This is a genomic window from Lacticaseibacillus chiayiensis (genome assembly GCF_004123795.1).
Lineage (GTDB): Bacteria > Bacillota > Bacilli > Lactobacillales > Lactobacillaceae > Lacticaseibacillus > Lacticaseibacillus chiayiensis.
Genome location: NZ_MSSM01000024.1, coordinates 1 through 5,996, shown reverse-complemented (window position 1 = coordinate 5,996; position 5,996 = coordinate 1). Strand labels below are relative to the sequence as shown.

The window sequence follows — 5,996 nt, the reverse complement described above, 5'->3', positions numbered from 1 at the left end:
CCCAAACCGATCGCAAAAATCACATACACGATCAATGCCAGCCCGGTAATGCTATCAAGTGCATGCGTCGGCGTCTGCTTGTCGCCGGTTTCCGCAGCCAACCACGGATGCAGATACCCACTTTTACTAAGTGCTTCCAGCATGAACGCGCCGGCATTAAGTGCACCGAAATAACAGGCAAAGTAGCTGACCATTGCGGCAAAATCCATAAAAATCGCAGCATTAGTCCCCAGATAATGTGTCGCCAAAAAGTTCATCGGTGCCGTACTTTTGGCAAGATCGCCAATGTGCGCGGAACCAAAACCGATCACTTCAGCGTAACTGACCAGAAAATAGAAAATTGCCGCAAAACTCACAGCACCCAGCAAGGCAATACTAATGGCTTTACGCGGATTGGTGGCTCGCGGCGCAATCGTCGCTGAGCCTTCAAAGCCGGCAAAAGACATCAGCGCAAACACCATACCCATGCCTAAACCGGTCGCCATATGCGGCTGCGGAATCAACGGTTGCACCGAGTTGCCACTGCGACCGCCGGAGAAAATAATCACGACCGTCAACACGCTCAAAACCAACACCGCCAGCAATTCAAGTACCAGCGTCAGGCGCGTCGAAAATTCAATCCCCTTATGACTCAGCCAGCCACCAAGCAACAAAACCAAAATATTGTAGAGATTCACCGGCAGATGCAAGCCTAAATGACTGAGAAAGACATTGGCAAAATTGCCGACAATGGCGCCGGAACTAAAGACAAACGTCACGTACGTCAATACCAGTAACCAGCCGGAAATGAAGCCGGCCTTTTCGCCAAGCGCTTTGGCATTATATGCGTAAGCCGAGCCATCACCAGGAATCCGCTTGCCCAGTTCCACAAACGAAATCGCCACAAACAAGACCCCGATGCCGCCAAGTAAAAAAGCGATTGGCATGTTGATACCGCCGTTGGCAGCTGCACTTGCCGTATTAAATGACATCGCCCCAGTTGGCGCCACCATCGCGATTGAGAGTCCGAAGACCTCAAGCAAGGTTAACTTTTTACGTTTTTCCATGATTAACTCATAAACTCCTCTTCTTGGTGGTAAAGCTTGGCCGCTGTCTGCCAGCAAATCGCATTGATCCAGGCCTTTTTCTGCGCCAGATCGACAAATGGCAAAGAAGCAAAATGCCCGATCAGTGCCTGTTTGAATTGTTGCGCGGCCAAACCATACATTTCTGGATACGTGCTGGCATCGGAAGCAAACAGCAGTCGCGTATAAGGTGCGAGTTCGACTGCTTCGTCAAACACACTCTGCACGCCGCTGGGGCCGAGATTGTCCAGCAACGAAATATCAAAATAAACATTCGGGAAAACACTGGCTAAATAGCCGGCTTCGCGATGATACGGATAGCAATGCAGCAACACAACCTTGAGTCCTTTTTTGGTAAAGGCATTCAGGAAATCGCGCATCAATAATGGATTACCCAGATACATATCCGTGTCCGCATCGCCATAGCCAACGTGAAATTGCAAGGGCAGATCCTGCGCCATGATCAACGGCGCTGCATGGTACAGGATGTAATCGATAAGCGGCTTGGAGGTTAACCGTTTAACTCCCGAATTTTTCCAAGTATCAAATCCTGCAGCAGCCTCCATGAGGTTGACCGGCTCGATGTGCAAGCCCACGCGATAAGCCGCAATCGATTTGAAGCCGACATAGCCATGCGCCTTTGCCTGCTGAATATCCTGACTAAACGCCTGCCACCAAGCGGCAAAATTGTCCGCTTGCAACATAAACGTTTCAGCGTGGGTCTCCAGCCGATAAATCGCCTTCACCGGCACACCGGTTAGCTTGGCCGTTTTATCTAAGTCAAGAATCGCGTCATCAGGCACAAACCCCGTATCAATCAACAACGCTTTGAAGTGGTAATGGCCGAAAATGCGCTGATTATACGTTGCATAGCCCGGATCATTCATCGCTGCCAGCGGGTGCTTGGCATCAAGGGCAAATTGCTTGGCCAACGCTAAAAAGCCATGATACGCCAACCGATTTTTGGTGTCGGCAAGCGGATAATCATTGTCCGCCTCGGTTGATACCTGTGCCAACCGCTCATCACGATTCGGCACTTTTCCGTTAATCAAAAAATGACAGTGATGGTCCAACAATGGGACTTGGTCGACAAATTCAGTTAGGTCGTCCAACATAAATCCTCCTCATGCACAGTGGTCACGGCGATCAAACACGGTGACCGAAATCAGCTTTTCATAGATTCATTCAGTAAAGTTCACGGTGCAGTGCCGCAATTTTTTCCAACGGCAGCTTACTATAATATTGATCGTCTTCCCGCTTGATCTTGGCATAAGCATCAATCAGCTGCGATCCGAAGACTTTTTGAAAAAGTGAATCAGTCACAAAAGCGTCAACCGCCTGGCTCAAGGTCTGCGGCAAGCGGTGAATCCCCATCTCATTGCGCTGGGATTCGCTTAACGTGGCCGGATCGACGTCACAATAATCGCCGGGCTGCGTCTGGTTTTGAATGCCATCCAGCCCCGCTGCCAGCAAACCGGCAAACGCTAAGTAAGGATTCGCTGTGGCGTCGCTCGCCTTCAGCTCAATGTTCATCGAGCTGGCTGGATCGCCCCACGCCGTTGACGGAATTCGCACCGCGGCCTCGCGATTATCTTTGCCATACGTCGCATAGGCACTGCTCCAGTGTCCCGGCGCCAACCGCTGATAGGAATTAACTGACGGACAGGTCAACGCCAGCAACCCACGAATATGGTTCAGCACACCGCCGACAAAATACTGCCCCGTCTTAGACAGCTGCATCGCCGCATCGGCATCGAAAAAGGCGTCATCTTGGCCGCGCCACAACGACAAATGAATATGCGCGCCGGATCCGGCCGAATCAACCAGCGGCTTTGGCGCAAACGAGGCATACAAGTCAAAGTCCTTAGCTGTATTTTTGATAATTCGTTTATAAATCACTTCATTGTCCGCCGCGGTCACTGGATCCTGCGGCAACATACTCAATTCATGCTGCCCTATGCCGCCTTCAGGATAATACGCGTTGGGCATAATTCCGACTTGTTGCAGCTGATTGATCGTTTTAAGAATGAACGGATAGGCAAAATCCATCGACTCTGTTGAAAAGGCCACCCGCGGCATGGCCGGTGCGCGATGATCCTTATCACCGGTAAACAACTCAAATTCGTTTTCATAAGCCATTTTCACGGTGAAACCCGCATCAGCCAACTGCTTAACCACCTGTTTCAAAATCGTGCGCGGGTCAGAAGCATACGGCGTTTTGTCCAGATTATAAATATCGCCCATCATCGTCGCCACTTGCGGTATGTATGGTAAGACATGTGCCGATGCAGGATCGCCGACCAACCGCAATTCCCCGATCGGCGTCATGTCGGCCACCGGCAAAATGGTATCGCGCTCGTTGACATTCAGCGTTGCTTTGGTCAAACCGATCCCGTCAGCTAACTTGGCTTTCAGGCTGGCCAGTGGAATCACCTTTCCCCGTGTCAGCCCGTTATAATCGACGTACAAAAACTCAATCAGCTCGGTCTGCTTTTCCGTGAGCTCCTCAATAACGGCTTCATTGTTCATTCCGATTCCTCCTTGCATGACCCAACCACGCTATTAAACAACAAGCGTTTCGTCAATGCTGTTCGGCTTCAATCTTACATGATTCTAGCTAAAAGAAAAGATTTTCTGAAAATTGCTTTTGCTGCTTTTTACACTCATTTGCCAAAATGTCTGTGACGCAACATACAGAAAAACCGTCTCATAACAGAAAAGTCGTCTCATAAACGAGACGACTTTTTATCAAGCACGATCGACATGTTATTTCTGGCTGCAATCGACAGTAAACTGATCCTGTTCGCTAACCAACAAACTTCGCAAGGCTACTTCTGATGAGCCGCAACACGTTTCAAAAAGTCCTCGAAAACAACGAGCTGTTGCGGATCTTCCTGCTGCCACATATTCTCGGGATGCCACTGGACACCTAAGAACAGATCGTTTTCCGTAGACTCCATTCCTTCGACCACACCATCCGGCGCAACGGCTGTCACTTTGAGGCCCTTACCTACCGTTTTAACGGCTTGATGGTGGCGCGAATTGACTTTAATCGTTTCTTTGCCGTAAAGAGCGGCGAGGCGACTACCAACCGCTAATTCGGCATGGTGGGTCGCAAACTGACCCAATGTGGCTTGGGGATGTTGGATTTGCAAATCAGGATACTGCTGTTCAAGATCCTGATACAATGTGCCACCCATCGCGACATTCATGATCTGAATGCCGCGGCAAATGCCAAAGATTGGCTTGTTAGCTGCCAATGCCGCTTTAATCAACGCAATCTCAAACAAATCCTTTTGATATAATGTCATGCCGATCTTGGGATGTGGCTCCTCGCCATAGAGCGTTGGATCCACGTCCGGACCGCCTGGCAGCATGAGCCCATCTACTAAAGCCATATCACCCTGCGCCAGCTGTTCAGTCTGGCTGACATCATCAGGGAACGGCAAAACAAGCGGGAGCGCACCAAGGTGAATAAACGCCTCCTTGACATCATGCGGCACATAAGCGGGATGATTATTCGGCATCACGGGATTGACTTCGATCAGTTCGTCTGTGGGAATACCAATTCTTAGTTTCACGAGCGATTTCCCTCTATTCGGTTTAGTTTTAATTTCCCGAGTATACGCCGTGAAAGGGTTGGTGGCAATAGAGAAGCACAATCGTTTACGCCGTTTTGGTCGTTGCAACAATCAACATCATCGGCCGACGCAATTCATCCGCCATGCCGGGAATGGTTTTGACCATTTTAGGCGTCGGCGTTGGCTCAATCACGCTGTCCAGTCGCAAACAATGGTCAATCAGAGTGTTCAAGTACGTCATTAACGTCCGGTGGTGTTTTTTGATTCGATGACCCAAGAAGTCGGTTTCCCGTTTACGCTCGTCAAAATAGCGATCGACCGGCCAGTACAAGTTGTGGCCTTGATCGTCGGTAACCCACTCCTCATCACCTTGGGCCGTGAAAATTGGGTGCTCCACTGACATGACAAACCGCCCGCCAACTGGCAATTTGTCACTGATTTTGCCGACGAGTCCGGCGTAGTCATCAATGTAGTGAATAGCCAACGAACTCAAAATAACATCAAACTTCTCTGGCAATTGATCCATGTCCTGCATGTCCAACTGGCGATACGAGATGCGCTCGTCATCCGTCAGCTCAGTGGCCTTAGCAAGCATTTTGGCTGACGTATCGATCCCTAGCACACTTTTGGCCCCATGATCAGCAGCATAGCGGCAGTGCCAGCCGTAACCGCAACCAAGATCCAGCACCCGTTTGCCATTAAAGTCCGGCAAGACAGCCTTCAAATCATGCCACTCACCCGCTCCGACCAAACCTTTTTTCGAGCGGTCCATTTGACTGTATGCCTTAAAAAAATCCGGATCATCATAAATCGCAGCCATCTGTGTTTCCTCCTTCGTTGATTAAGACCCATCATCGCAGTCAACGCATATCGATGCAACTTCGGCCGCAATGAAAAATTACCACAAAACCATCATTCTTGATTGCAATGACCTCTGCGTTTGAAAATCGTTGCCACGCATGCTATCGTTGCCTCAATCAACAGGGAGGCCTTTTCGTGAGAGACTTGAATGGCTATCAAGCGATTAATGAGAAATATCATCTAAACGGCGCCACTATTTTAGTTGACGCAAATCGACTATTGTCATACTGGCAAAACGGCATGGCAGATTTTGCGAAACAGGTGCCGTTCACACTCAATACGACAAGCGGCTTGGGATCATTAAGCAAGCAGTTTACGGCCGACAGTGTGTTATTGTTGAACGCGGCCGGCGCGCTGAATATTGACGCGCCGTTGTCGGACTACCTACCAGAATATCGATACGCCACGCAGATCACCTTGCGCCAAATGCTGCACATGGCAAGTGGCATTCCCGACTACACTGAACTACTTTTAGTCGATTATGCCAAAA

The 5,996-nt window shown here is 49.7% G+C and carries 6 protein-coding genes; 1 reads left to right on the top strand and 5 read right to left on the bottom strand.

What is annotated here, in order from left to right:
- The 5 genes from BVJ53_RS09340 to BVJ53_RS09320 form a co-directional block, all read right to left on the bottom strand.
- The coding region (locus BVJ53_RS09340) for an APC family permease (protein WP_137295986.1) at positions 1–1,046 on the bottom strand (1,046 nt) is incomplete at its 3' end.
- A 2-nt stretch (positions 1,047–1,048) separates the two neighbouring features.
- Positions 1,049–2,176 (bottom strand): amidohydrolase family protein, encoded by a 1,128-nt coding sequence (locus BVJ53_RS09335; protein ID WP_129302176.1) that lies wholly within the window; start codon positions 2,174–2,176, stop codon positions 1,049–1,051.
- A gap of 73 nt (positions 2,177–2,249) precedes the next feature.
- Positions 2,250–3,593 carry a glutamine synthetase family protein gene (locus BVJ53_RS09330; RefSeq protein ID WP_129302175.1) on the bottom strand — a complete coding sequence of 448 codons (1,344 nt, stop codon included), beginning with the start codon at positions 3,591–3,593 and terminating at the stop codon, positions 2,250–2,252.
- Between the two features lie 299 nt (positions 3,594–3,892).
- Positions 3,893–4,645, bottom strand: a complete 753-nt coding sequence (locus tag BVJ53_RS09325) for a gamma-glutamyl-gamma-aminobutyrate hydrolase family protein (RefSeq protein ID WP_129302174.1) — start codon at positions 4,643–4,645, stop codon at positions 3,893–3,895.
- 85 nt (positions 4,646–4,730) lie between these two features.
- On the bottom strand, positions 4,731–5,465 hold the full coding sequence (locus tag BVJ53_RS09320; RefSeq protein ID WP_129302173.1) for a class I SAM-dependent methyltransferase: 735 nt from the start codon (positions 5,463–5,465) through the stop codon (positions 4,731–4,733).
- Positions 5,466–5,641: 176 nt separating this feature from the next.
- On the opposite strand from BVJ53_RS09320, the gene BVJ53_RS09315 reads away from it, so the two are divergent.
- Positions 5,642–5,996 (top strand): serine hydrolase domain-containing protein (locus BVJ53_RS09315; protein WP_137295985.1); only part of this gene is annotated, 355 nt, incomplete at its 3' end.